20 protein-coding genes are annotated in these 19850 nt (G+C 71.8%); 18 read left to right on the top strand and 2 right to left on the bottom strand.

The genetic code is table 11. The features are described 5' to 3' along the window. Positions 1-8: 8 nt before the first annotated feature. A complete protein-coding gene (locus ACH4TP_RS35010; RefSeq protein WP_389232253.1) occupies positions 9-662 on the bottom strand; it encodes a bifunctional DNA primase/polymerase in 654 nt (217 codons plus the stop codon). Positions 663-1089: 427 nt separating this feature from the next. On the opposite strand from ACH4TP_RS35010, the gene ACH4TP_RS35005 reads away from it, so the two are divergent. The 6 genes from ACH4TP_RS35005 to ftsH all read left to right on the top strand — a co-directional run bounded on the left by ACH4TP_RS35005 (position 1090) and on the right by ftsH (position 10772). Further along, the gene (locus tag ACH4TP_RS35005; protein WP_389232256.1) at positions 1090-2565 is read left to right on the top strand and encodes a hypothetical protein; all 1476 of its coding nucleotides are present in this window, start codon (positions 1090-1092) and stop codon (positions 2563-2565) included. Between the two features lie 334 nt (positions 2566-2899). Continuing rightward, positions 2900-4246: an ammonium transporter gene (amt, locus tag ACH4TP_RS35000; protein ID WP_389232258.1), complete on the top strand. Its 1347-nt coding sequence runs from the start codon at positions 2900-2902 to the stop codon at positions 4244-4246. Continuing rightward, the gene (locus ACH4TP_RS34995; protein ID WP_015036464.1) at positions 4243-4581 is read left to right on the top strand and encodes a P-II family nitrogen regulator; all 339 of its coding nucleotides are present in this window, start codon (positions 4243-4245) and stop codon (positions 4579-4581) included. Before amt ends, ACH4TP_RS34995 begins: the two co-directional genes overlap by 4 nt. Before the next feature lie 20 nt (positions 4582-4601). Further along, positions 4602-7049: a [protein-PII] uridylyltransferase gene (locus tag ACH4TP_RS34990; protein ID WP_398440180.1), complete on the top strand. Its 2448-nt coding sequence runs from the start codon at positions 4602-4604 to the stop codon at positions 7047-7049. 98 nt (positions 7050-7147) lie between these two features. Beyond that, the gene (gene ffh, locus ACH4TP_RS34985) at positions 7148-8701 is read left to right on the top strand and encodes a signal recognition particle protein (protein ID WP_398440179.1); all 1554 of its coding nucleotides are present in this window, start codon (positions 7148-7150) and stop codon (positions 8699-8701) included. Between the two features lie 145 nt (positions 8702-8846). After that, a complete protein-coding gene (gene ftsH, locus ACH4TP_RS34980; RefSeq protein ID WP_389232267.1) occupies positions 8847-10772 on the top strand; it encodes an ATP-dependent zinc metalloprotease FtsH in 1926 nt (641 codons plus the stop codon). A gap of 7 nt (positions 10773-10779) precedes the next feature. Here ftsH and ACH4TP_RS34975 read toward each other — a convergent pair whose 3' ends face one another. After that, positions 10780-11505: a methyltransferase domain-containing protein gene (locus ACH4TP_RS34975; protein ID WP_398440178.1), complete on the bottom strand. Its 726-nt coding sequence runs from the start codon at positions 11503-11505 to the stop codon at positions 10780-10782. 386 nt (positions 11506-11891) lie between these two features. Here ACH4TP_RS34975 and ACH4TP_RS34970 point away from each other — a divergent pair, with 386 nt between their 5' ends. The 12 genes from ACH4TP_RS34970 to ACH4TP_RS34915 all read left to right on the top strand — a co-directional run bounded on the left by ACH4TP_RS34970 (position 11892) and on the right by ACH4TP_RS34915 (position 19781). Further along, entirely contained in the window at positions 11892-12485 is a 594-nt protein-coding gene (locus tag ACH4TP_RS34970) for a hypothetical protein (RefSeq protein ID WP_030690647.1), read from the top strand. A 154-nt stretch (positions 12486-12639) separates the two neighbouring features. Further along, entirely contained in the window at positions 12640-13083 is a 444-nt protein-coding gene (rpsP, locus tag ACH4TP_RS34965) for a 30S ribosomal protein S16 (protein WP_030325634.1), read from the top strand. Positions 13084-13085: 2 nt separating this feature from the next. Beyond that, positions 13086-13325 carry an RNA-binding protein gene (locus ACH4TP_RS34960; RefSeq protein ID WP_020868149.1) on the top strand — a complete coding sequence of 80 codons (240 nt, stop codon included), beginning with the start codon at positions 13086-13088 and terminating at the stop codon, positions 13323-13325. A 111-nt stretch (positions 13326-13436) separates the two neighbouring features. After that, positions 13437-14009, top strand: a complete 573-nt coding sequence (gene rimM, locus ACH4TP_RS34955) for a ribosome maturation factor RimM (protein ID WP_398440177.1) — start codon at positions 13437-13439, stop codon at positions 14007-14009. Continuing rightward, positions 14006-14827, top strand: a complete 822-nt coding sequence (gene trmD, locus ACH4TP_RS34950; protein WP_389232276.1) for a tRNA (guanosine(37)-N1)-methyltransferase TrmD — start codon at positions 14006-14008, stop codon at positions 14825-14827. Before rimM ends, trmD begins: the two co-directional genes overlap by 4 nt. Positions 14828-14953: 126 nt before the next feature. Continuing rightward, on the top strand, positions 14954-15304 hold the full coding sequence (gene rplS, locus ACH4TP_RS34945) for a 50S ribosomal protein L19 (RefSeq protein ID WP_015036473.1): 351 nt from the start codon (positions 14954-14956) through the stop codon (positions 15302-15304). A 69-nt stretch (positions 15305-15373) separates the two neighbouring features. Beyond that, a complete protein-coding gene (lepB, locus tag ACH4TP_RS34940; protein WP_398440176.1) occupies positions 15374-16186 on the top strand; it encodes a signal peptidase I in 813 nt (270 codons plus the stop codon). After that, positions 16179-17159 (top strand): signal peptidase I, encoded by a 981-nt coding sequence (gene lepB / locus ACH4TP_RS34935; RefSeq protein WP_389232282.1) that lies wholly within the window; start codon positions 16179-16181, stop codon positions 17157-17159. The genes lepB (ACH4TP_RS34940) and lepB (ACH4TP_RS34935) overlap by 8 nt, the downstream gene beginning before the upstream one ends. Next, entirely contained in the window at positions 17128-18063 is a 936-nt protein-coding gene (lepB, locus tag ACH4TP_RS34930; RefSeq protein WP_398189799.1) for a signal peptidase I, read from the top strand. The genes lepB (ACH4TP_RS34935) and lepB (ACH4TP_RS34930) overlap by 32 nt, the downstream gene beginning before the upstream one ends. A 74-nt stretch (positions 18064-18137) precedes the next feature. Further along, positions 18138-18905 carry a signal peptidase I gene (gene lepB / locus ACH4TP_RS34925; protein ID WP_389232285.1) on the top strand — a complete coding sequence of 256 codons (768 nt, stop codon included), beginning with the start codon at positions 18138-18140 and terminating at the stop codon, positions 18903-18905. Next, entirely contained in the window at positions 18902-19417 is a 516-nt protein-coding gene (locus ACH4TP_RS34920) for an NUDIX hydrolase (protein WP_389232288.1), read from the top strand. Before lepB (ACH4TP_RS34925) ends, ACH4TP_RS34920 begins: the two co-directional genes overlap by 4 nt. Positions 19418-19472: 55 nt before the next feature. After that, positions 19473-19781, top strand: coding sequence for a DUF2469 domain-containing protein (locus tag ACH4TP_RS34915; protein ID WP_005311352.1), 309 nt, complete (start codon positions 19473-19475; stop codon positions 19779-19781). Positions 19782-19850 lie beyond the last annotated feature (69 nt).

Genomic DNA, 19850 nt, shown 5'->3' with positions numbered 1-19850 from the left:
ATGCCGGGCTAGAAGTGCGTCCGGTGGCAGATGTACGCCAGCGTGCCGAGCAGCAGCCGGGCCTGCGGCGGCGCGCCCGCCGTGTCCAGGGTCGGGGGCCGCAGCCAGCGCACCGGCCCGAGCCCGCCCAGGTCCGACGGGGGAGCGGTGACATGGGAACCGGGGCCCAGACAGTGCAGGTCCAGATCGGCGTCGTCCCAGCCCATCCGGTACAGCAGCTGCGGCAGCTCGGCCGCCGCGCCCGGAGCCACGAAGAACCGCGCCCGGCCGGTCGGCGTCGCGCACACCGGGCCGAGCGGCAGCCCCATGCGCTCCAGGCGCACGAGCGCCCGCCGGCCCGCCGCCTCGGCGACCTCGATCACGTCGAAGGCCCGGCCGACCGGCAGCAGCAGGGCCGCGCCCGGGTACTCGGACCAGGCCTTCACGGCCTCGTCGAGTCCGGCGCCCGCCGGGACCGGTTCCGCGAAGGAGAGGGGATGCGCGCCGGGGGCCGCGCAGGCCGGATCCCCGCAGGAGCACTGGCCGGAGACGGCCCGCGCGCCGGGGACGACGTCCCAGCCCCAAAGTCCCGTGTACTCGGCCACCGCTGTGCACTCCGTGGTGCGTACGCGGCGGCGTGCGCCGACCCGCATCTCACGAATGCCGCCGATCGTGAAACCCATGCCCCCTCCAACGGGTCGAGCGCGCCGGTGGTTACGACCCGGAACACCGTCGTCACCGTTCGTGACGCCCTGGCCGTCGATGGTGGCGCACCGTCGCGCCAGGGGTGGTGCGGACCTCGACACGCGCCTCTCCGTGCTTCCGTCCGCCGACTCCGGTTCGTCGCATGTCAAGTGAATCGCGTTCCGTGCGTGGCGAGTTCATTCGAAGGGGTGGCGAATGGTGGCGTTTCTTGAATCCCCCTCGTGGAGGGGTGATCGTAGGATTACTTTCGGTACTCGAACCCCGAGGGCCTCTTGCGCGCGTGGGTATGCCGGAGGCAACCCGGTTTCCAGTTCGAAGGAGTACGAACGTCGGACGGGTGCCGCGAGAGGCGGCATTCTGATAGGGGTTCGGACGACAGGTAATCAGGTGGATGGGGGCGTTCCAGTGAGCGGCAACGGCGCAGACGGTACGACTGCCGGCAAGCGCCCGAACGAGCAGCTGGGCTCGTGGTTCGTGCGCAGCGGCTGGTCGAAGGGCGAACTGGCACGGCAGGTGAACCGCCGGGCACGCCAGATGGGCGCGCACCACATCTCCACCGACACCTCGCGGGTGCGCCGCTGGCTCGACGGCGAGCAGCCCCGCGAGCCCATCCCGCGGATCCTCTCCGAGCTGTTCTCCGAGCGCTTCGGCTCGGTCGTCGCCATCGAGGACCTCGGACTGCGCACCGCCCACCAGTCGCCCTCCGTCTCCGGCGTGGACCTGCCCTGGGCCGGACCGCAGACCGTCGCCCTGCTCAGCGAGTTCTCCCGCAGCGACCTCATGCTGGCCCGCCGGGGCTTCCTCGGCTCCTCCCTCCAGCTCGCCGCGGGGCCCGCGCTCATCGAACCGATGCAGCGCTGGCTCGTCCCCACCCCGGCCGCCGACATCGAGCGCCCCGAGTCCCTCGTCGAGTCCCGCCGCCCCAACCGGCTCTCCGAGATCGAGCTCGACCTCCTGGAGTCCACCACCGCCATGTTCCGCAAGTGGGACGCCCAGTGCGGCGGCGGACTGCGCCGCAAGGCCGTCGTCGGCCAGCTCCACGAGGTCACCGACCTCCTCCAGGAGTCCCAGCCCGCCGCCACCGCCAAGCGCCTCTTCACCTGCGCCGCCGAACTCGCCGAACTCGCCGGCTGGATGAGCTACGACGTGGGCCTCCAGCCCACCGCCCAGAAGTACTTCGTGCTCGCCCTGCACGCCGCGAAGGAGGCCGGGGACAAGCCCCTCGGCTCGTACATCCTCTCCTCGATGAGCCGCCAGATGATCCACCTCGGCCGGCCCGACGACGCCCTCGAACTCATCCACCTCGCCCAGTACGGCAGTCGGGACTGCGCCACCGCCCGCACCCAGGCCATGCTGTATGCGATGGAGGCCCGCGCCTACGCCAACATGGGGCAGCCCTCCAAGTGCAAGCGGGCCGTCCGGATGGCCGAGGACACCTTCGCCGACGCCGGCCTCGACGGCGAGCCCGAGCCCGACTGGATCGGCTTCTTCTCCGAGGCCGAGCTCAACGGCGAGAACTCCCACTCCTACCGCGACCTCGCCTACGTCGCCGGCCGCTCCCCGACCTACGCCTCGCTCGCCGAGCCCGTCATGGAGCGGGCCGTCCAGCTCTTCGAGAAGGACCCCGACCACCAGCGGTCGTACGCGCTCAACCTCATCGGCATGGCCACCGTCCACCTCCTCAAGCGCGAGCCCGAGCAGTCCGTCGTCCTCGCCGAGAAGGCCCTCGGGGTCGCCCGCAGCATCCGCTCCGAACGGGTCAACACCCGGCTCCGCAAGACCGTCGACCACGCCGCCCGCAACTACAGCGACGTCGCCGAGGTCGTCCAGCTCACCGACCGGCTCACCCAGCTCCTGCCCGAGTCGGCCGAAGCCGTCTGACCCCTCCGGGCCCCGCCGCGGGGCCCGCACCGACCCCGGCCGCGCCGGACGTCCCGTAAAGCCCGACTCGGCTCCCCCGCCGCAAGGTCACACGGACGCCCTGCGCGGCCGGTTCACGTCTCCCCGGAGACCCCGGGCGTCTCCCCGTACCGACACGGCCGTTCACGGTCGCGTAACACGCCCCACCCCTTCGTCACCGCTGCGAAACATCGAGCGGCATCGGCGGAAACCGCGCTGCGCGAATCTCTGGCCCATAACCGGCCACTCCCTCTCGCGGCCGGACGCTCCCCGGCCCCGCCCCGCACAGGCCGCATTCGACGACGAGGAGACGCCGATGGCACCAGCCATCACGACCCTGGCCGCAGACGCCCCCGCGCTGTCCGCCGCCAACACCGGGTTCATGCTCATCTGCTCCGCCCTGGTCATGCTGATGACCCCGGCGCTCGCCTTCTTCTACGGAGGCATGGTCCGCGTCAAGTCCACCCTCAACATGCTGATGATGAGCTTCATCAGCCTGGGCATCGTCACGGTCCTGTGGGTGCTCTTCGGGTTCAGCATGGCCTTCGGCACCGACATCGGCTCGATCGTCGGCTGGTCCTCCGACTACCTCGGCCTCAGCGGCATCGGCATCACCGAACTCTGGGACGGCTACACCATCCCGGTGTACGTCTTCGCCGTCTTCCAGCTGATGTTCGCGATCATCACGCCCGCGCTCATCAGCGGCGCCCTCGCCGACCGCGTCAAGTTCACCGCCTGGGCCCTCTTCATCACCCTCTGGGTCACGATCGTCTACTTCCCCGTCGCCCACTGGGTCTGGGGCACCGGCGGCTGGCTCTTCGACATGGGCGTCATCGACTTCGCGGGCGGCACCGCCGTCCACATCAACGCCGGTGCGGCGGCCCTCGGCGTCATCCTCGTCATCGGCAAGCGCGTCGGCTTCAAGAAGGACCCGATGCGCCCGCACAGCCTCCCGCTGGTCATGCTCGGCGCCGGTCTCCTCTGGTTCGGCTGGTTCGGCTTCAACGCCGGCTCCTGGCTCGGCAACGACGACGGCGTCGGCGCCGTGATGTTCGTCAACACCCAGGTCGCCACCGCCGCCGCCATGCTCGCCTGGCTCGCGTACGAGAAGCTCCGCCACGGCTCCTTCACCACCCTCGGCGCCGCCTCCGGCGCGGTCGCCGGCCTCGTCGCCATCACCCCCTCCGGCGGCTCCTGCTCCCCGCTCGGCGCGATCGCCATCGGCGCCATCGCCGGTCTGCTGTGCGCCATGGCCGTCGGCCTCAAGTACAAGTTCGGCTACGACGACTCCCTCGACGTCGTCGGCGTCCACCTCGTCGGCGGTGTCGTCGGCTCCCTCCTCGTCGGCCTCTTCGCCACCGGCGGCGTCCAGTCCGAGGCCAAGGGCCTCTTCTACGGCGGCGGCCTGGAGCAGCTCGGCAAGCAGGCCGTCGGCGTCTTCTCCGTCCTCGCCTACTCCCTGCTCGTCTCCGCCCTCCTCGCCCTGATCATCGACAAGACGATGGGGATGCGGGTCGGCGAGGACGACGAGATCTCCGGCATCGACCAGGTCGAGCACGCCGAGACCGCGTACGACTTCAGCGGAGCCGGCGGCGGCGTCACGGGGCGCAGCACCTCCGTCGCCACGCCCGTCCCGAGCGAGAACAAGAAGGTGGACGCATGAAGCTCATCACCGCGGTCGTGAAGCCGCACCGGCTCGACGAGATCAAGGAGGCCCTGCAGGCCTTCGGGGTCCACGGCCTCACCGTCACCGAGGCCAGCGGGTACGGACGCCAGCGCGGCCACACCGAGGTCTACCGGGGCGCCGAGTACACCGTCGACCTGGTCCCCAAGATCCGCATCGAGGTCCTCGTCGAGGACGAGGACGCCGAACAGCTCATCGACGTCGTCGTGAAGGCCGCCCGGACCGGCAAGATCGGAGACGGCAAGGTGTGGAGCGTGCCGGTCGAGACCGCCGTACGGGTCCGCACCGGCGAGCGCGGACCGGACGCACTGTAAGCACGGATGGGAGCCGCCGGGTGACGAGCATCGAAGTCAGCGAAGAGACCGAAGGACCGGGACCCGGCGGTTACGCGGCGGCCCGGCTGCTCCTCCTCCAGGGGAAGGAGCGGCCCGGGCCGCCGCGCCGTGCCGCCCTCGCCCGGCTCACCGACGACTGGCTGGCCGGCCTCTTCGCCGCCGCCGCACCGCCCCGCGGGACCGCCCTCGTCGCCGTCGGCGGCTACGGGCGCGCCGAACTCTCCCCGCGCAGCGACCTCGACCTCCTCCTGCTGCACGACGGCACCGCCGACAAGGCCGCCGTCGCCGCCCTCGCCGACCGGATCTGGTACCCCGTCTGGGACCTCGGCCTCGCCCTCGACCACTCCGTCCGCACCCCCGCCGAGGCCCGCGCCACCGCCGCCGACGACCTCAAGGCCCACCTCGGCCTCCTCGACGCACGGCCGCTCGCCGGAGACGCCGGACTCGTCGCCGCCCTGCGCACCACCGTCCTCGCCGACTGGCGCAACCAGGCCCCCCGGCGGCTCCCCGAACTCGACGCGCTCTGCCGGGAACGCGCCGAACGCGCGGGGGAGCTGCAGTACCTCCTCGAACCCGACCTCAAGGAGGCCAGGGGCGGCCTCCGCGACGCCCAGGTGCTGCGCGCCGTCGCCGCCTCCTGGCTCGCCGACGCCCCCCGCGAGGGCCTCGACACCGCCCGCCGCCGCCTCCTCGACGCCCGCGACGCCCTCCACCTCGCCACCGGCCGCGCCACCGACCGGCTCGCCCTCCAGGAACAGGACGCCGTCGCCGCCGAACTCGGCCTCCTCGACGCCGACACCCTGCTCCGCGAGGTGTACGAGGCCGCCCGGACCATCTCGTACGCCACCGACGTCACCTGGCGCGAGGTCAACCGCGTCCTCAAGGCCCGCTCCGCCCGCCCGGCCCGGCTCCGCGGTCTCCTGAGCCGCAACGGCGGCGCGAAACCCCCCGTCGAACGGACCCCGCTCGCCGAGGGCGTCGTCGAGATGGACGGCGAGGCCGTCCTCGCCCTCAGCGCCCGGCCCGAACGCGACCCCGTCCTGCCCCTGCGGGCCGCCGCCGCGGCCGCCCAGTCCGCCCTGCCGATCTCCCCGCACGCCGTACGCCGCCTCGCGGCCGCCGCCAAGCCCCTGCCGGCGCCCTGGCCCGCCGAGGCCCGCGAGGAACTCGTCACCCTCCTCGGCGCGGGCGAGGCAACCGTCCCCGTCTGGGAGGCCCTGGAGGCCGAAGGGCTCATCACGCTCCTCCTCCCCGACTGGGAGCGCGTCCGCTGCCGGCCCCAGCGCAACCCCGTCCACACCTGGACCGTCGACCGGCACCTCGTCGAGACCGCCGTACGGGCCTCCTCGCTCACCCGCCGCGTCGGCCGCCCCGACCTCCTCCTCGTCGCCGCCCTCCTCCACGACATCGGCAAGGGCTGGCCCGGCGACCACTCCGTCGTCGGCGAGACCATCGCCCGCGACCTCGCCGCCCGCATCGGCTTCGACCGCACCGACACCGCCGTCATCGCCACCGTCGTCCGCCACCACCTGCTCCTCGTCGAGACCGCCACCCGGCGCGACCTCGACGACCCCGCCACCGTCCAGTCCGTCGCCACCGCCGTCGGCACCCTCGGCACCCTGGAGCTCCTGCACGCCCTCACCGAGGCCGACGCCCTCGCCACCGGCCCCGCCGCCTGGTCCTCCTGGCGCGCCTCACTCGTCGCCGACCTGGTCAAACGGGTCGCCGGCGTCCTCGCGGGCGCCCCCCTGCCCGATCCCGAGGCCGCCGCGCCCAGCGCCGAACAGGAACGGCTCGCGATCGAGGCCCTGCGCACCGGCGAACCCGTCCTGGCCCTGCGCACCGAACCGGTCGCCGCCGAGCCCGAGGAACCCGAGCCCGTCGGCGTCGAGCTCCTCATCGCCCTGCCCGAGCAGCCCGGCGTCCTCCCCGCCGTCGCCGGCGTCCTCGCCCTCCACCGGCTCACCGTCCGCGCCGCCGACCTCCGCGCCGTCGCACTCCCCAGCGGCCTGGGCTCCGACTCCGTGCTCGTCCTCGACTGGCGCGTCGCCGCCGAGTACGGCTCCCTGCCCGAGGCCGCCCGGCTCCGCGCCGACCTCGTCCGCGCCCTGGACGGCTCCCTCGACATCCCCGCCCGCCTCGCCGAGCGCGAGGCGGCCTACCCGCGCCGCCGGGGTCTGGCCGCCCCGCCGCCCCGCGTCACCGTCGCCGCCGCCGACTCCCGCCTCGCCACCGTCATCGAGGTCCGCGCCCAGGACGCCCCGGGCCTGCTGCACCGGATCGGCCGCGCCCTGGAGGGCGCGGCGGTACGGGTCCGCAGCGCCCACGTCTCCACGCTGGGCGCCAACGCGGTCGACACCCTGTACGTGACCCGTCCGGACGGCTCCCTCCTCCCCGACGAGGAGGCGATCGACCTGGCCCGGGCGCTGGAGGAGGCGCTGAGGTGAGCCCCGCCGGTCCAATTCGACCGGCAAGGGCGGGCGTGTCCCGGAGCCGGATACCCTGGGTGGCGACCATCCGCCCCGACCCGAGGATCGCGACCACCGTGTTCGATACGCTTTCCGACCGCCTCAGCGCGACTTTCAAGTCCCTCCGGGGCAAAGGCCGCCTCTCCGAGCAGGACATCGACAGTGCGGCCCGGGAAATCCGTATCGCCCTCCTCGAGGCCGATGTCGCCCTGCCGGTCGTCCGCGCGTTCATCAAGAACGTCAAGGAGAGGGCGCTCGGCGCCGAGGTCTCCAAGGCCCTGAACCCCTCGCAGCAGGTCATCAAGATCGTCAATGACGAGCTGATCGCCATCCTCGGCGGCGAGACCCGCCGGCTGCGGTTCGCCAAGACTGTGCCGACCGTGATCATGCTCGCCGGTCTCCAGGGTGCCGGTAAGACCACCCTCGCCGGAAAGCTGGGCGTCTGGCTGAAGGCCCAGGGCCACTCCCCGCTGCTCGTCGCCTGCGACCTCCAGCGCCCCAACGCCGTCAACCAGCTCTCCGTCGTCGCCGACCGCGCGGGCGTCGCCTTCTACGGCCCGCAGCCGGGCAACGGCGTCGGCGACCCGGTCCAGGTCGCCAAGGACTCGATCGAGTACGCGCGGACCAAGCTGTACGACGTCGTCATCGTCGACACCGCCGGCCGCCTCGGCATCGACCAGGAGCTGATGCAGCAGGCCGCGGACATCCGCGACGCCGTCAGCCCCGACGAGGTCCTCTTCGTCGTCGACGCCATGATCGGTCAGGACGCGGTCAACACCGCCGAGGCCTTCCGCGACGGCGTCGGCTTCGACGGCGTCGTGCTCTCCAAGCTCGACGGCGACGCCCGCGGTGGTGCCGCGCTCTCCATCGCGCACGTCACCGGCAAGCAGATCATGTTCGCCTCCAACGGCGAGAAGCTGGACGACTTCGACGCGTTCCACCCGGACCGCATGGCGTCCCGCATCCTCGGCATGGGCGACATGCTCTCCCTCATCGAGAAGGCGCAGCAGACCTTCGACGAGGAAGAGGCCGCCAAGATGGCCTCGAAGCTCGCCTCGAAGAAGGGCGAGGGCTTCACGCTCGACGACTTCCTGGCCCAGATGGAGCAGGTCCGCAAGATGGGCTCCATCTCCAAGCTGCTCGGGATGCTCCCCGGCATGGGCCAGATGAAGGAGCAGATCGCCAACATCGACGAGCGGGACGTCGACCGCACGGCCGCGATCATCAAGTCGATGACCCCGGCCGAGCGCCAGGACCCGACCATCATCAACGGCTCCCGCCGCGCCCGTATCGCCAAGGGTTCCGGCGTCGAGGTCAGCGCGGTCAAGGGCCTGGTCGAGCGGTTCTTCGAGGCCCGCAAGATGATGTCCCGCATGGCCCAGGGCGGCGGCCTGCCGGGGATGCCGGGCATGCCGGGCATGGGCGGCGGCCCCGGCCGGCAGAAGAAGCAGATCAAGCAGGCCAAGGGCAAGCGCAAGAGCGGCAACCCGATGAAGCGGAAGGCCGAGGAGCAGGCCGCGGCCGAGCGCCGCGAGCAGGCGCAGGCGGGCGGCGCCTTCGGTCTGCCGGCGGCGGGGCAGACCCCGAAGGACTTCGAGCTCCCGGACGAGTTCAAGAAGTTCATGGGCTGACACGCGTAGCCCGTACGCGTACGAGGAGGGGCCCGGGGCGGTGCGGAACCGCCCCGGGCCCCTTTTCACACCTCCGGGCCGCCCGTAATGCCGGACCGATCCCGCTCTTCGATACTGGGGCCATTGCCGCCCCGAGGAGAGCCACGTGGCCAACCCCGTACCCCCGCGCGAGCGGACCGACCAGCCCTGGCGCTCGGAAGGGGCACCGCCGCCCCCGTCGCCCAAGAGGAGGATGCCGGGAGGCTGGGGCAGCCTCATCCTCACCGCGCTCGTCGTGTACCTGATCGCCAACATCGTGCTGTCGTTCTTCAACGAGGGCGAGGGGCCGACGATCTCGTACACCGAGTTCGACAAGCAGGTCGCCGCAGGGAACGTCACCAAGATCTACTCAAAGGGCGACGCGATCCAGGGGCAGCTGAAGAACAAGCAGCCCGTCCCCGACGGCAAGGGCGACTACACCAAGTTCCGGACCCAGCGGCCCGCCTTCGCCGACGACGAGCTGTGGGCGCAGCTGACCAAGCAGAACGTCACCGTCACCGCCCAGCCCGTCGTCCAGGAGCGCAGCTTCCTCGCCAACCTCCTGATCTCGCTGGCGCCGATGCTGCTGCTCGTCGTGCTGTGGCTGTTCATCGCCCGCCGGATGAGCGCGGGCCTGGGCGGCGCGGGCGGGATGCTCGGCCGCAAGCAGCCGCCGAAACCGGTCGAGCTGGAGGGCGGCAAGCGCACCACCTTCGAGGACGTCGCCGGCATCGACGAGGTCGAGGGCGAGCTGAACGACGTCGTCGACTTCCTGAAGAACCCGCAGGCCTACCGGGAGATGGGTGCCAAGATGCCCCGCGGCGTGCTCCTCGCGGGCCCTCCCGGCACCGGCAAGACCCTGCTGGCCCGGGCCGTCGCGGGGGAGGCGGGGGTGCCGTTCTTCTCGGCCTCCGCCTCCGAGTTCATCGAGATGATCGTGGGCGTCGGCGCCTCCCGGGTCCGCGAGCTGTTCGCCGAGGCCCGCAAGGTCGCCCCCGCGATCATCTTCATCGACGAGATCGACACCATCGGCCGGGCCCGGGGCGGCGGCTCCGGGATGGGCGGGCACGACGAGCGCGAGCAGACCCTCAACCAGATCCTCACCGAGATGGACGGCTTCACCGGCTCCGAGGGCGTCATCGTCCTCGCCGCCACCAACCGCGCCGACGTCCTCGACCCGGCCCTCACCCGGCCGGGCCGCTTCGACCGGATCGTCCACGTCAACCCGCCCGACCGGGGCGGCCGCGAGGCCATCCTCAAGATCCACACCCGGGAGATCCCGCTCGCCCAGGACGTCGACCTGGAGCACGTGGCCCGGACGACCCCCGGCATGACCGGCGCCGAACTCGCCAACCTCGCCAACGAGGCCGCCCTCCTCGCGGTCAAGCGCGACCAGAAGGCCGTCACCCAGTCCGATCTGTCCGACGCCCTGGAGAAGGTCCAGCTCGGCGCCGAACGGCCCCTGGTCATGCCCTTCGAGGAGCGGCGCCGCACCGCGTACCACGAGAGCGGGCACGCCCTGCTCGGGATGCTCCAGCCCGGCGCCGACCCGGTCCGCAAGATCACCATCGTGCCGCGCGGCCGGGCCCTCGGCGTCACCCTCTCGACCCCCGACGCCGACAAGTACGCCTACACCGAGGACTACCTGCGCGGCCGGATCATCGGCGCCCTCGGCGGGATGGCGGCCGAACAGGTCGTCTTCGGCGTCATCACCACCGGCGCCGAGAGCGACCTGGAGCAGGTCACCAACATCGCCCGGGGCATGGCGGGCCGCTGGGGCATGAGCGAGCGCGTCGGCCGCCTCACCGCCATCCCGAGCGACGCCCAGCAGGCGTACGGGCTCTCGGCCGCCCCCGCGACCCTCGACACCGTCGACGAGGAGATGCGCCGCATCGTCGACGAGTGCTACGAGAGCGCGGTACGGCAGCTCCGCGAGCACCGCGACAAGCTGGACGCCCTGGCCGAGGCCCTCCTCGCCAACGAGACCCTGGAGGAGGACGCGGCCTACCGCGCGGCCGGCATCCCGCGCCTGAAGAAGGAGCCCGAGGACTGAGGGAGCGTCACCTCACCCGGGCGACGACGTAGCGGAAGACGTTCGGCATCCACACCGTCCCGTCCGGGCGGACGTACGGGGCGAGGGCCTCCTCGATCTCCTTCTCCACCTGGGAGGGGTCCGTCGCCCGGACGGCCTCGTCGAAGACGCCCGTCGACAGCAGCCCGCGCACCGCGCTGGCCTCGTCCGCGTACCCGAAGGGGCAGGCCACCCGGCCCGAACCGGCCGGCCGCAGCCCCGCCCCGGCCACGAGCGCGTCCAGGTCGGGCCCCGGCGCCGGGCCGCGGTCCGCGAGCCGGGCCGCGACCCGCAGCACCGGCTCCGTGGCGCACCGCTCCGGCGGCCCCCACCCGGCGAGCACGACCGCCGCGCCCGGCTGGGCCGTACGGGTGAGCGCCCGGAGCTCGGGGAGGATCCCGTCCGTCGCGTGGAAGGCCGTGATCACGTCGTACCTGACGGACTCCGGCGGCTCCTCGGTGACCGTGACGCCCTCCGGCAGCCGCTCCCTGGCCAGCTCCACGCGCGCGTGGTCCCGGTCCGCGCCGGCCACCCGCGCGCCCCGTGCCGCCGCCATCAGGAGGGCCAGGCCCGAGCCGCAGCCCAGGCCCAGCAGCCGGGAACCCGCGCCCACGCCCAGGCGGTCGTACACCGCCTCGTACAGCGGGACCAGCATGCGTTCCTGGATCTCGGCCCAGTCACGCGCGGGGTGGTGCGGGACGAGCGTAGGTGTCATGGAAAAGCGCCCCAATCCTTGCTCGGACGACGGCCCCCCGTAGTCAGGGAACTGCGCATCCCGGGCCGCGTCCAGTGCTCGCGCCGGACTGGTTCACCCGGGTTCACCCGGGGGAGGGTCGGTGCGCCGCCTTGCGCGCGGACCCGGTAATGTCCTCGCAACAGTCCCCCGGGCCGCTCGGCCCCCTCGGGGGCGCGCGCACCGCGGCCACGCGCCGGGGCGTATGCGCCACTACACACCGGCTTGACGTCCCCTGCGTGACTTCTCCGCAGATCGCGGGCTCTGGCCCGCGTCGGGACACATCAAGGGCAACTGACGGGTACGTGCAAATTATTTGGGATGCCCCGGAATGGAACCCGGGGGCACTTCGGCTCGTTGTACGCGACGTGAGCACGACACCCCCTGTTCTCGCCGCAGAGCTGGCACAGGCGTGGGCCGACATTCAGCGGCACCACCCCGAGCTGCCCGATCTTGCCGCGCCCGAGTCCCTGATCGGAGAGTCCTCGTCCGCCTGCGGCGCCGAGCTCTCCTTCGAGCGACTGCTCCACGAGGCAGTCCACGGCATCGCCGCCGCCCGAGGTGTCCGCGACACCTCCCGCGCCGGCCGCTACCACAACCGCAGATTCCTCGCGATCGCCGAGGAGATGGGCCTCGACCATCCCGAGGAGCCGCACGCCAGCAGCGGCTTCTCCCTGGTCACGCTCAACCCCGAGGCCAGGCGCCGCTACCGGCCCACCATCGAGCGGCTCCAGCGCGCCCTCAAGGCGCACACGGTCGCCACGGCCGCCGACACCAAGCGCTCCTTCCGCGGACCGGCCGCCCGGCACGGCTCCTCGGGCGGCGGCGTCCGCGTCAAGGCCGTCTGCGACTGCGGGCGGAACGTGCGCGTGGTGCCCTCGGTGCTCGCCCAGGCCCCGATCGTCTGCGGCGGCTGCGGCAAGCCCTTCCGCATCCCCGAGACGGTGGGCGCCGCCAACTGACCCGGCGGCGTGTGGCACAATGGCTAGCTGTACTCGACAGTCGCATAGGACCCCTCTCTCCTCCGGCTGACGCGTCCATCGGGCATCCGAGTACCGCAACCCCACGTGGCATCTCAAGTGCCCAACCACGTCAAGACCAGGAGACACCACTCCAGTGGCAGTCAAGATCAAGCTCAAGCGCCTCGGCAAGATCCGCCAGCCGCACTACCGCATCGTCGTCGCCGACTCGCGCACCCGTCGTGACGGTCGCGCGATCGAGGAGATCGGCCTCTACCACCCGACGTACAACCCGTCGCGTATCGAGGTCGACTCCGAGCGTGCGCAGTACTGGCTGTCCGTCGGCGCCCAGCCGACCGAGCCGGTTCTCGCCATCCTGAAGCTCACCGGTGACTGGCAGAAGCACAAGGGTCTGCCGGCCCCCGAGAAGGCTCTGCTCGTCCCCGCCACCAAGGAAGCCAAGCGCGCCTCGTTCGACGAGTTCGCGAAGGCCCTCGAGGGCGGCGACGACAAGGGTGAGGCCATCACCCCGAAGGCCAAGAAGGCCGACAAGAAGGCGGACGAGGCCGAGGCCGCGTCCACCGAGTCGACCGAGGCCTGATCATGCTCGAGGAGGCTCTCGAGCACCTCGTGAAGGGCATCGTCGACAACCCCGACGAGGTGCAGGTCGCCTCGCGCAACCTGCGCCGGGGCCGCGTGCTGGAGGTCCGGGTCCACCCCGACGACCTCGGCAAGGTGATCGGCCGCAACGGCCGCACCGCGCGTGCCTTGCGCACCGTCGTGGGTGCCATCGGCGGCCGGGGGATCCGCGTCGACCTCGTCGACGTGGACCAGGTCCGCTGAGCAGGTCGGCAGCATCACCTTAGTTGTGCCGGCACGGGCCGGGGAGGGCTGAAAAGTCCACCCCGGCCCGTTGTCGTACGTACGAGCTGTGTGACAGGAGAGTGTGGAGCAGTGCAGTTGGTAGTCGCGCGGGTCGGCCGCGCCCACGGCATCAAGGGCGAGGTCACCGTCGAGGTGCGGACGGACGAGCCCGAGCTCAGGCTCGGCCCCGGTGCCGTACTGCTCACCGACCCGGCCTCCGCCGGGCCGCTGACCATCGAGACCGGCCGCGTCCACAGCGGCAGGCTGTTGCTGCGCTTCGAGGGCGTCCGCGACCGCACCGCCGCCGAGGCCCTGCGCAACGTCCTCCTCATCGCCGAGGTCGACCCCACGGAGATGCCCGAGGAGGAGGACGAGTACTACGACCACCAGCTGATCGACCTCGACGTCGTCCTCGCCGACGGCACCGAGATCGGCGTGATCACCGAGATCTCCCACCTGCCCTCGCAGGACCTCTTCATCGTCGAGCGCCCCGACGGCACCGAGCTGATGATCCCCTTCGTCGGGGAGATCGTCACCGAGATCGACCTGGAGGAGCAGCGGGCCGTGATCGACCCGCCGCCCGGCCTGATCGACGACCGCGCCGAGATCGTCTCCGCCCGGGACGACGGCCCCGCGGAGTCCGGCGAGGAGACGACGGCATGAGGCTCGACGTCGTCACGATCTTCCCCGAGTACCTCGAACCGCTGAACGTCTCCCTGGTCGGCAAGGCACGTGCGCGCGGACAGCTGGACGTCCACGTGCACCACCTGCGCGACTGGACGTACGACCGGCACAACACGGTCGACGACACCCCCTACGGCGGCGGCCCCGGCATGGTCATGAAGACCGAGCCCTGGGGCGACGCGCTCGACCAGGCGCTCGCCGACGGCTACGAGGCGGGCGCGCACGGACCGGTCCTCGTCGTCCCGACCCCCAGCGGCCGCCCCTTCACCCAGGAGCTCGCCGTCGAGCTCTCCGAGCGGCCCTGGCTGATCTTCACGCCGGCCCGCTACGAGGGCATCGACCGCCGCGTCATGGACGAGTACGCCACCCGGATGCCGGTCTACGAGGTCTCCATCGGCGACTACGTCCTGGCCGGCGGCGAGGCCGCCGTCCTGGTGATCACCGAGGCCGTCGCCCGGCTGCTGCCCGGCGTCCTCGGCAACGCCGAGTCGCACCGGGACGACTCCTTCGCCCCCGGCGCCATGGCCAACCTCCTGGAGGGCCCCGTCTACACCAAGCCCCCCGAGTGGCGCGGCCGGGGCATCCCCGAGGTGCTCCTCAGCGGGCACCACGGCAAGATCGCCCGCTGGCGGCGCGACGAGGCCTTCCGCCGTACGGTCGCCAACCGGCCCGACCTCATCGAGCGCTGCGACCCGGCCGCCTTCGACAAGAAGGACCGCGAGATCCTCTCCATGCTGGGGTGGGCGCCCGAGCCCGGCGGCCGATTTTGGCGCAGGGTCGAGGGCGTGGAAGAATAGGCCGCTGTCGTCCGTCCGGCGCGCGCCCCTGCCACAGGGGGAACGACGCCACCGGAAACGGACGACGTCCCCATCATTCGAACGTACCGCTGATGACCTGTGGCATCAGCGAGGAAAGAGACCTCCATGGCCTCCCTGCTCGACCAGGTCAACGCGGGTTCGCTCCGCTCCGACCTCCCCGCCTTCCGTCCGGGCGACACCGTCAACGTGCACGTCCGCGTCATCGAGGGCAACCGCTCCCGCATCCAGCAGTTCAAGGGTGTCGTCATCCGCCGTCAGGGCTCGGGCGTCTCCGAGACCTTCACGGTCCGCAAGGTCTCGTTCTCCGTCGGCGTCGAGCGCACCTTCCCGGTGAACTCCCCGATCTTCGAGAAGATCGAGCTCGTGACCCGCGGTGACGTCCGTCGCGCCAAGCTCTACTACCTGCGTGAGCTGCGCGGCAAGGCTGCCAAGATCAAGGAGAAGCGCGACCGCTGAGCCTCGGCTCCCGGCACGCTCACCGCTTCGGATTCCCCGCACAGGAAGGCCGGATAGGCTTTCCCGGCGATGGACACCGAAGCACAGCCCACGGAGCGCGACCCCTCTTCCGACACGGATTCGTCCGGTACGGAGGAAGGGTCGCGCTCCGCGCGCGTTTCCGACGACTCCGCGCGCGTGGCGGACGATTCCGGCCGCGGCCCGTCCTGGCGGCGCACCGCCCTCGTGGGCGGCGCCTGCGTGGTCTTCCTGCTGCTCCTGAGCCACTTCGTGATCCAGCCGTTCCTGATCCCCAGCCGTTCCATGGAGCCCACGCTCCAGGTCGGCGACCGGATCCTCGTGAACAAGCTGGCGTACCGTTTCGGCGGCGAGCCGGCCCGGGGCGACGTCGTCGTCTTCGACGGCACCGGCTCCTTCGTACGGGAGCAGCCCCGGGGCAATCCGGTCACCGGGCTCCTGCACGACGGGGCGGCCGCCCTCGGGCTCGCCGAGCCCGACGAGACCGACTTCGTGAAGCGGGTCGTCGGCGTCGGCGGCGACCGGGTCGTCTGCTGCGACAGGAACGGCCGGCTCACCGTCAACGGCGTTCCCGTCGAGGAGCGGTACGTGATGCTCGGCGACCGGCCCTCCAGCGTGCCCTTCGACATCGTCGTCCCGCAGGACAGGCTCTGGGTCATGGGAGACCACCGCAGCCAGTCCAGCGACTCCCGCGACCACCTCGGCGAGCCCGGCGGCGGCATGGTCCCCGTCGACAGGGTCGTCGGCCGCGCCGACTGGATCGCCTGGCCCTTCGGCCGCTGGTCCACCGTGCCCGACACCGAGGCCTTCGACGCCGTGCCGGCCCCGCCGGCCGGCGGGCACGGGGCGGGAGCCCATGGGTAGCAGGGGCCGCGGCAGATCCTCCGCCGGGGCCGCCGACGGCTCCGCCGCCCTCCCGGGGCGCGCGGAGCGCCGCAGGCTGGCCCGCAAGGTCAAGCGGCGCCGGCAGCGCTCCGCGGTCCGGGAGATCCCGATCCTGGTCATCGTGGCCGTGTTCATCGCGCTCGTCCTGAAGACCTTCCTGGTCCAGGCGTTCGTCATCCCCTCCGGCTCGATGGAGCAGACGATCCGGATCTCCGACCGGGTCCTCGTCGACAAGCTCACGCCCTGGTTCGGCTCCCGCCCGCAGCGCGGCGACGTCGTCGTCTTCAAGGACCCCGGCGGCTGGCTCCAGCAGGAGGCCACCCCGCCCGCCGAGGACCCGATCGGGATCAAGCAGGCCAAGCAGGCCCTGACCTTCATCGGGCTGCTGCCCTCGGCCGACGACCGGGACCTCATCAAGCGGGTGATCGCCGTCGGCGGGGACACCGTCCGCTGCTGCGGCGAGGACGGGCGGATCACCGTCAACGGCGTGCCGCTGGACGAGCCGTACCTGCACCCCGGGAACCCGCCGTCCAAGATCCCCTTCGAGGTGAAGGTCCCCGAGGGCCGCATCTTCGTCATGGGCGACCACCGCTCCGACTCGGCCGACTCCCGGTTCCACCTCGACGAGGAGGGCCACGGCACCGTCTCCGAGGAGCAGGTCGTCGGGCGTGCCGTGGTGATCGCCTGGCCTTTCGGACACTGGCGCACCCTGGAGCAGCGGGAGACCTTCTCCTCCGTACCGGACGCACGTGCGAGTTCCGGGACCGCATCCGATCTGTCGCATAGTGTGTCCCAGCGGAATCTGAACGGATTGCCCGGGCTCCCGACCCCTGCGGAACTTCTGCTCGTTATGGGAGTGGTGGGCCTGTCCCTGACCCGGGGCAGGCGTTCGCACGGACTGAGGAGTGGATGTGGGGGATTTGGCCGTCGGCGCACGATCCGGACACGATGAGCCGGAGAAGAGGGCCGACGGGGCCTTCGGCGATGACACGACGGGTGGCGACGTGACGGGTGACGAGCAGGCGCGGCCGCCGGGCGGCGGTGTGCCGGGCGACGACGGCGACGAAGCGGCGGGCGGGTCCGACAGGGGCCCGAAGAAGCAGCGTTCCTTCTGGAAGGAACTGCCCCTCCTCGTCGGCATCGCGCTGGTGCTCGCGCTGCTGATCAAGACCTTCCTGGTGCAGGCGTTCTCGATCCCCTCGGAATCGATGATGAACACCCTCCAGAAGGGCGACCGGGTCCTCGTCGACAAGCTGACCCCCTGGTTCGGCTCCGAGCCCGAGCGCGGCGAGGTCGTCGTCTTCCACGACCCGGGCGGCTGGCTGGAGGGCCAGGAGACGCCCAAGCCGAACGTCGTGCAGAAGTTCCTCAGCTTCATCGGCCTCATGCCCTCCGCCGAGGAGAAGGACCTCATCAAGCGCGTCATCGCGGTCGGCGGCGACACCGTCTCCTGCAAGGAGGGCGGCAAGGTCGTCCTCAACGGCGTGGCGCTCGACGAGAGCGCGTACCTCGCCCCCGGCGCGGTGCCCTGCCAGGACTCCTTCGGTCCGATCAAGGTCCCCAAGGACCGGATCTGGGTCATGGGCGACAACCGCCAGAACTCCCTGGACTCCCGCTTCCACCAGCAGCTCCCCGGCGGCGGCACCGTCTCCAACGACGAGGTCGTGGGCCGCGCCGTCGTGATCGCCTGGCCGGTCACCCGCTGGGCCACGCTCCCCGTGCCCGACGTCTTCGACCAGCCGGCCCTCAACAAGGCCCTGGGCGCCGCGCCCCTCGGCGCGGCCGGTCTCGCCGGAGCGCTCCCGCTGGTGCTGTGGCGCCGGAAGAGGCGGGCCGCAGGGCATACCGCCGAGTAGCGACCCGCGGGTAGGGTGCCGTCCCGGACCGTCGACAGGCCTGCGGTCCGCCGACAGACCTACGGGGTGCGCACATGAGCGGAACCATACGGACCAAGGACGGCCACGGCCGCCTCGGCAGCGTGCTGTCGGGGCTGGCCGTGGCCGTCGGCTGTGTGCTCTTCCTCGGCGGATTCGCCTGGGGAGCGGTGCTCTACCAGCCGTTCACCGTCCCCACCGACTCCATGACCCCGACCATCGACGTCGGGTCCAAGATCCTCGCCGAGCGGATCGACGGCGACGAGGTGCGGCGCGGTGACGTCGTCGTCTTCAGCGACCCGCTCTGGGGCGCCTCGCCCATGGTCAAGCGGGTCGTGGCCGTCGGCGGCGACACCGTCGCCTGCTGCGACCGGGACGGGAAGCTCACCGTCGACGGCAAGCCCGTCGACGAGTCCTACCTGCGGCCCGGGACCGGCGGCCGGACGGTCGCCTCGGGCCAGGACTTCTCGGTGACCGTCCCCGCGGGCAACCTCTTCCTCCTCGGCGACGACCGGACCGTCTCGCTCGACTCCCGTACGCACCTGGAGGACGCCGGACAGGGCTCCGTGCCCCGCTCCACGGTCGTCGGCAGGGTCGACGCCGTCGTCTGGCCCGCCAAGGGCCTCCTGGAGCCCGCCGAGGGCTTCGCCGGCCTCCCGGGCGGCACCTCGCGACCGGGACCGTTCAAGGCGCTCCTCACGGCGATCGCGGCCGGCACCGCGCTGATCCTCGTGGGCTCCGCGTACGGCCCGGTGGCGCGCCGCCTGACCCGCCGCCGGCCCGAGGGGCCCCGGCCGGGCGTACGGGAGAAGGTGGGGGCATGACGGACACGGCTGCGGGAGCGGGGCCCGTCGCGCGGCAGGTGGCGCGGGTCGTCCTGCTCGACCCCGACGACCGCATCCTGCTCCTGCACGGCTACGAGCCCGACGACCCGGCCGAGAGCTGGTGGTTCACCCCGGGCGGCGGCCTGGAGGGCGACGAGACCCGGGCGGAGGCGGCGCTGCGCGAACTCGCGGAGGAGACCGGCATCACCGAGGTCGACCTCGGCCCCGTGCTCTGGAAGCGGTACTGCTCCTTCCCCTTCGACGGGCGCCGCTGGGACCAGGACGAGTGGTACTACCTGGCCCGCACCCGCAAGACCGAGGCCGCGCCCCGGCCGCGGGCCCTCACGGAACTGGAGACCCGCAGCCTCGCGGGCCTGAGATGGTGGACCTCCGCCGAACTGTCGGCGGCCCATGAGACGGTGTACCCGACCAGGCTCGCCGAGCTGCTCCAGGCTCTGCTCGACGAGGGACCTCCGAGTGCACCGGTGGTTCTCGCCCCGGAAATCGTTTAGGGGCGCGTACGGCTGGCGCACAATAGGGGGACGCACGGCTGAAGGGGAACATGCCATGAGCGCCGAGGACCTCGAGAAGTACGAGACCGAGATGGAGCTGAAGCTCTACCGGGAGTACCGCGACGTCGTCGGGCTGTTCAAATACGTGATCGAGACCGAGCGGCGCTTCTACCTCACCAACGACTACGAGATGCAGGTGCACTCGGTGCAGGGTGAGGTCTTCTTCGAGGTCAGCATGGCCGACGCCTGGGTCTGGGACATGTACAGGCCCGCCAGGTTCGTCAAGCAGGTCCGGGTGCTGACCTTCAAGGACGTGAACATCGAGGAGCTCAACAAGAGCGACCTCGAACTGCCCGGCAGCTGAAACCACCCCCAGGGGTGATGAGGTTCTCCACAGCCCCGTAGGCGTCCACAGCGCCGCACGCGGTCCGCC

Source organism: Streptomyces sp. NPDC021012 (assembly GCF_044333355.1).
Lineage (GTDB): Bacteria > Actinomycetota > Actinomycetes > Streptomycetales > Streptomycetaceae > Streptomyces.
The sequence above is the reverse complement of the archived record's forward strand: the minus strand, read 5'-3'. Positions and strand labels throughout refer to the sequence as shown.